Genomic DNA, 5743 nt, shown 5'->3' with positions numbered 1-5743 from the left:
GAACGCTCCGGCATCCGAGTGGGGCACGTGCAATTAATATAGTGCCTGATATGACCCTACCAGAGGAGAGGGGAATGCAGATCACGAGTGCTTCTGACGGGACCATCCTCATCGACGGCAAGGTTGTGACCGCGCTCGATCGCTTTGTGGCTTCGGTGACGGAGATCATCGAGCGGTATACCAGCTACGTGATCGTCAGTGGGTATGTCGCAATCCTTTTTGGCAGGGCCAGGGGCACGGAAGACATCGATCTCTTCATCGACTATATGGACCGCGATACGTTTCGATCGTTTGCCGAAGAACTCCTGGCACGAGGGTTCTATTTCCTGAACTCGGATGACGTCGGCGAGATCTATTCGATGCTCCGCGACGGGTTGGCCGTGCGGATTGCAGAGGAGGAGAGGATTATCCCGAACGTCGAGATGAAGTTCAAGAAGGACGACTTCGACCGTTACGCGATGACCATGGCGAGAGCGGTGATGTTCGACGATATCCGGCTTTTCATATCGCCCATCGAGCTGCAGATCCCCTACAAACTCTATCTTGGGAGCGACAAGGATATCGAGGATGCCGTCTACCTTTGGGTGTTGTTCTGCGAGATGCTGGACGGGGATCTCACGCGATCGTTCATGGAGCGCCTGCATGTCCGGGGGGAACCGTATGGAATTGGGGTTTGACCGGGAGAAGAACCGGCAGGAGAGGCTGGCCTTTGTCCGGAGACATGCTCTCTGGGTCAGGCGGGTCCCAAACGAGGTCTGGAGCCGCGAGCAGGCCGATCTGATCGATGCGTTCCTGGCGAACGCCGGGAGTTACGCCCTTTCCCGTGCCCGGTACCTCGAGATGCACCAGGCTCTCGCGAAACGGCGGCACCCTGGATCTTCGTGATCCCCAAAGACCTCATGGCGGTGTTCTCCGGAGTGGGGGGGCGGGGCGCGATCATCTTACTGCGCGGTGATGAGGACCGGTGCAGATAGCGATTGAGTACCCCGCGAAGGAGCGTTGGTCTCTGTCGCGGTGAAAGGGTTAGTGACCGGGGAACAACCTTCTTTGCCGGGAGATCCGGGCCTCTCCCCCATCCTTTCTGGTCGATGCCCCCTCATTCCCGGCGCTCTTCAGTCGGGAAGGAACGCTCTCATCGCCCTCACCTTGTTCCGGATCGATGCCCGCTCAACGCCGAAGAAAGAACTGATCTCCTGCCCGAGGGGAGGGGCACCCCTTCCCGGCCGGATAAGATCCTCATCCTGGCAGGCTGCATACACGATCGCCGCACTCCAGAGAACCGCGTCTCCTCGCGCGAGCGGTGCGGCCGGATGATCGAAGAGGTCCTTGACGATCCTTCTGCAATGCTCCAGAATGGTGTTATCCGGAAAACGTTGGCAGAAGTCCTCGCACCTCTCAAAGATCATGGCGGCGCGTATATTGCCGGCGAGCGCTTCCGGTGTTCCGCCCTCAAGCAGGTTGGAGAGTTCCTTCTGGACCTCTTCGTTGTCGAGGTCAAACCCGGCCATCTCGACGAGTTCTCTCACCGCGAAATTGAAGAACGCATCGAGGTCGTCCGTGTCGACGCCTGCCTCCTCCGCTTTCATGAGGATAAGCTTGAAGATGGCCTGGCCTTTCTCCGGGCTCGTGGCTGCTTTCTGAAAGGCGGGTTCCGCTTCTTTGAGGACGGCGATGAGTTCAGAAGCGTTTGTGAGGTGGCCGGATGCTTCCATATGCGTCAGGAACCGGCAGAGGATCGGGACGGCGTTCTCCGGCCAGTCTTCCGGGAAGATCGGGTTTTGCGACAGTTCATCGACCAGGCACCTCTGCACGGACAAGGCATCCCATGCATCGATCTTCACTTCGTAGACGATATACATGAAAGTACAGAAGGCCATGACGGTATCCCCGGCCATACAGGCAATTCCTTCTCCGTATGCCGCCCTCTCCGCCTCAACAAACTCGTTGATATCAGGTCCGATATCCTGGATGACGGCAGCCATCGCGGCGTTCACCTCGGTTTCGTCATCAAGCGGGATCTCATCCAGGAGCTCACCCGGTTCTTCGGGAACGATCTCATCTGCGCTCCATCCCGGGGGGTACCAGAGGAGTGCGGTATCAGGGTCCTCGACATAGCCGCAGACGCCGTTTCTTGGGGAGTTGGCAATGAGGTCTACACAGTCGGGATCGTATTCGGTCGATGAGAGGCATTCACGGCAGTAATAATGTTGGAAATCCTCGTCAAAATCGTTCAGGGCAAGTTCGGCCTCGCCGCCGCAGAGGTCGCAGGGGATGATTGGCGGGTCGTTCCGTGCGATCAGGCAGAGCGGGCCGTCCCGCGGGGCAACGGACGTCTCCCCGATAACCTTCAGGTCCAGCGATGTGGGGGAGCCGAAGTCGTAGTCATAGGTGAACGTGCTGCCCGGAGCGATGAGGTGCGAGAGAGGGACATTCATGCCGTTTGTAAAACGCTCGGCGTCCGAGTCGTATGTGGCCCCGCCGATCCGGAAGGAACTGAGATGCTCGCAACACTCCACCCACACATCGCGGATCAGCTGGTCGAGATCTCCAAGCCGGGCGTCGTGTCGTGCGAGAACCACCAGCCAGTATTCCTTATGGTACCGCCCCTGTATCATGATGAGGAGCGAAGGTTCCTCTCCGGTGGGCCAGCCCGACGCCTGAAGGCATTCCGTGCCGTGTTTAAGGGCCTTCCATTTTGTCACGGGAGCCCTGCAGAGCAGGCAGGTACCGGGTGAGACCTTTGATGTCATCCACCAGAATGGTATGATTGCCATAAGATAATGAATGATCGTGGTCTGTTGTCTTCTCCGGGAACGCGATCAGGACGCCCCTCCGCATGCCCGGACTACTGGGGCATGTCACCGTATTGTGTGGGTCCAGATGCATGGAAGTGATCACTACCTCACGCAGAAGTGCGCGAAGGTCACGAAGACGAAGCGGTCCACAACGGATCTTCCGCGCACCTGCATGACCGCTCCGGGGGGCCCCGGCAACTACCCCTTACGGGTGGGGCTCTTTCGTCAGGATTACTTTCGCCCCGCACGGCACACCTTAATGCCTGACCGGGGCGATAGCAAATCCATGCTACGAACCCGGATTGTGATCGACAGGGTCCGGAAGGATGGACTTGTTTTCGCCTCTGACTACTCGGACTGCGACCATTCGATGGAGGGTTTCAGGAAGGTTATGTTCCGGGCGAAGGAGGTGACTCCCCTCAAAACCGGGGCGGCGTACTCGCTTGAGTATGAGACGGAGGATATCCTCAAACCCTTCGTGCAGAAAAGCCGGAGCGGGAAGACAACCTACCGTTATCCCCAGAGGTTCTATCACAAGATAACAAACGTCACTCTTGTATCAACCGATCCCGACCCGGACCTCCTGCTGGACCTCTGACCCCCCATGAATCCCTCTGCACGGTCTATCGGAACGACACAGCATCCCGAATCCGGAGGAGTGGTGCTGCGAGCGGTCGGCAACCCTGTAGCGGCCCGGCAGCTCATGTTACCTGGGCGCACACAGAGGTTCCAGAAAGGCGTCACAGTTCTTCCAGCCATTCAGCGATCGGGACAATGTGGACGGCCCGCCCGTCGACGGTCGTCTCCGCCGATTCCGACGCAGTGACGATCGTTCCTTCGTCAAGGCCGTGTGCGTCCATCGCCTCGACAAGGCCGCGCATCTCCCGCTGCCTCGTAGCGTCGTCCTGCAGGGACTGCGTCACCTGGACGGCCTGGACAATCGTCCGGCCTGACCTGACCAGGAAGTCGCACTCGTAGCGGTCCCGGTGGTAGAAGATATCGCCGTACTTCTTCATCCGTTTATCGATTATGCTCGATGATAATTCACAAAAGTGTCGATTATGATCTATGATTTTTCTACATCCCGGAAAGAGCGTCCGGGGAACTCCCCCTGCGCATGCTGGTGATGGGAGCGGTGCCCCATCGTCCGGTTCACAATTCCCCCATGGCTAATCTACACGCCAGAGGTGGTCAGACACGACACTTGCAGGTATGGATCAGCGCCGCTTGAGCCAGTGGACCTGCCGGGGGAACGATTGCCGCAAAGCCCCGTCCTTGAGGGCAGGATAGTTCACAGCATGCAATCGTGGCAGTCCTGGGCCCCGCACGCAAGGTTATCGATCTTCCACCGGAGCGCCCACCGCTTGATGTCTTTGATCACCTCAACGAGCCCAAGCCCGCTCCCGGTGAGCGTGTACTCGCTTCTGACGGGGACTGATCCGGCCTCCACCCTCTTCTTGACGAGGCCTTCCTCCTCCAGTTCCTTCAACCGGGCGGAGAGGACCTTTGCCGTGATCCCCGGGAGCTGCTCCTTTATCTCGGTGAACCGGCGGGTGTAGTTCTCCCCCTTGTAGAGTTCGAGGATGATCAGGAGGGTCCACTTTCGTCCCAGGTATTTGACGGTCTGATTGACCGTACACTCATCCTGCATGGTATAGTTAGAGAAACCTCTTCCTACTTATATCCTGGTATCTAATAGATACCCTGTATCAAAAAGATACTATGGAGTGAGCATGAATGTTCTGCAATCAGTGTGAAGAAACAGCAAAGGGTTTTGGCTGCACCGTACGCGGTGTCTGCGGCAAAGATGCGGAGACTGCCGGGCTCCAGGACGTCCTGATCTACACCCTCAAAGGGCTCTCGGTCCGGAACCTCGCGGCGATGAAGAAGGGCGGTGGGGACCCGGATGCCGGGGGGTTCATCGGCCGCTGCCTTTTTGCCACCCTGACCAACGTGAACTTTGACCCTGCACGTTTTGAGGCCGCGATCCGGGAGGCGGCCCGTATCCGCGACGCCCTCCCGCCGGCCGGAGACGCGGAGCCCGCGGCCTGCACCTGGGCCCCCGAGAGCCCGGCGGCTATCGCGGCAAAGGCGCAGGAGATCATCGCCGCACGGGAGAGCGTGGATCCTGACCTGCAGTCGCTTCGCGAACTCCTCGTCTATGGGCTCAAGGGTGTCGGCGCCTACTCTCACCATGCCGAAGTCCTCGGCTACGAGGATGAGGAGGTCATGACCTTCCTGCAGGAGGCGCTCGCCGCCACGCTGCAAGACCTCAACGTGGATGAGATGGTCGGCTACGTGCTCAGGTGCGGCGAAGTCGGCGTGAAGACCCTCGCCCTCCTCGATGCCGCGAACACCGCTACCTACGGGACGCCTGAGATCACGACGGTCAGCACCGCGGCAGGCACACGCCCGGGCATCCTCGTCACCGGCCACGACCTCAAAGACCTCGCCGACCTCCTTGAGCAGACCGCGGAGGCGGGGGTGGACGTCTACACCCACGGCGAGATGCTCCCGGCGCACGCCTACCCTGGTCTCCGGAAGTATGGCCATCTGGTCGGGAACTACGGCGGGTCCTGGCCCTTCCAGCGGGAGGAGTTCGAGCGGTTCAACGGCCCGGTCCTTGTCACCACCAACTGCCTCGTCCCCCCGAAGGACGCATACCGCGACCGGGTCTACACCACTGGGCTCGTCGGGTATGCGGGGCTTGAGCACATCGGTGCGTCTGAGGACGGAAAGAAGGACTTCTCTGCCCTGATTGAGCACGCGAAGCGGTGCAAGCCCCCGGAGGATCTCTCCCGCGGCGACCTGGTCACGGGATGCGCCCACGCCCCGGTCCTTGCCATCGCTGACGCGGTCGTCGACGCGGTGAAGTCCGGCGCTATTGGGCGGTTTATCGTGATGGCGGGCTGTGACGGGCGCCGTAGCGATCGGGACTACTACACCAG

At 59.8% G+C, this 5743-nt stretch carries 7 protein-coding genes; 4 read left to right on the top strand and 3 right to left on the bottom strand.

Translation table 11 applies throughout. The features are described 5' to 3' along the window. Positions 1-74: 74 nt before the first annotated feature. Positions 75-677 carry a hypothetical protein gene (locus tag BP858_RS05465; protein WP_286879049.1) on the top strand — a complete coding sequence of 201 codons (603 nt, stop codon included), beginning with the start codon at positions 75-77 and terminating at the stop codon, positions 675-677. After that, positions 661-885 (top strand): hypothetical protein, encoded by a 225-nt coding sequence (locus BP858_RS05460; protein ID WP_014866701.1) that lies wholly within the window; start codon positions 661-663, stop codon positions 883-885. Before BP858_RS05465 ends, BP858_RS05460 begins: the two co-directional genes overlap by 17 nt. A gap of 227 nt (positions 886-1112) precedes the next feature. Here BP858_RS05460 and BP858_RS05455 read toward each other — a convergent pair whose 3' ends face one another. Further along, positions 1113-2750 carry a DUF6398 domain-containing protein gene (locus BP858_RS05455; RefSeq protein WP_162196775.1) on the bottom strand — a complete coding sequence of 546 codons (1638 nt, stop codon included), beginning with the start codon at positions 2748-2750 and terminating at the stop codon, positions 1113-1115. Between the two features lie 331 nt (positions 2751-3081). On the opposite strand from BP858_RS05455, the gene BP858_RS05450 reads away from it, so the two are divergent. Continuing rightward, complete coding sequence (locus BP858_RS05450; RefSeq protein ID WP_156147553.1) at positions 3082-3393, top strand: hypothetical protein; 312 nt, start codon at positions 3082-3084, stop codon at positions 3391-3393. 142 nt (positions 3394-3535) lie between these two features. Here the strand turns inward: BP858_RS05450 and BP858_RS05445 are convergent, their stop codons facing one another. Both BP858_RS05445 and BP858_RS05440 read right to left on the bottom strand, forming a co-directional pair. Next, positions 3536-3811, bottom strand: coding sequence for an ATP-binding protein (locus BP858_RS05445; RefSeq protein ID WP_014866704.1), 276 nt, complete (start codon positions 3809-3811; stop codon positions 3536-3538). A gap of 275 nt (positions 3812-4086) precedes the next feature. Next, positions 4087-4446 (bottom strand): winged helix-turn-helix transcriptional regulator, encoded by a 360-nt coding sequence (locus BP858_RS05440; RefSeq protein ID WP_074175198.1) that lies wholly within the window; start codon positions 4444-4446, stop codon positions 4087-4089. Positions 4447-4532: 86 nt separating this feature from the next. On the opposite strand from BP858_RS05440, the gene hcp reads away from it, so the two are divergent. After that, positions 4533-5743 (top strand): hydroxylamine reductase (hcp, locus tag BP858_RS05435; RefSeq protein WP_286879048.1); only part of this gene is annotated, 1211 nt, incomplete at its 3' end.

The sequence above is a fragment of the Methanoculleus sp. UBA413 genome, assembly GCF_002502935.1.
Taxonomy (GTDB): Archaea; Halobacteriota; Methanomicrobia; order Methanomicrobiales; family Methanoculleaceae; genus Methanoculleus; species Methanoculleus bourgensis.
This window is presented reverse-complemented; position numbering and strand designations above follow the sequence as displayed.